At 70.3% G+C, this 239-nt stretch carries 1 protein-coding gene; it reads left to right on the top strand.

What is annotated here, in order from left to right; genetic code table 11:
• Positions 1-12: 12 nt before the first annotated feature.
• Positions 13-239: Ig-like domain-containing protein (locus tag AC6CH9_RS20855; RefSeq protein ID WP_498156607.1), on the top strand; the 227-nt coding region annotated here is incomplete at its 3' end.

Raw genomic sequence — 239 nt, 5'->3', positions numbered from 1 at the left:
CTGGTGGACGTGGTGCCGGGGCCGCAGCCGCCGGTCGCGGTGAACGACCACGTGGTGGTCCCGGCGGGTCAGCCGGTGACGGTCGAGCCGCTGCGCAACGACTCCGACCCGAACGACGACGAGCTGCGCCTGGCGTCGGTCTCGGAGTCCGCACCCGCGGAGATCACGCCGAACTATGACGCGGGCACGTTCACCTTCCTGTCGATGGAGCCGCGCTCGTACGACCTGACGTACCAGGT

It is taken from the genome of Cellulosimicrobium sp. GQ32 (assembly GCF_059758455.1).
Note: the sequence above shows the minus strand (reverse complement) of the source record. Positions and strands in the feature narration are given on the sequence as shown.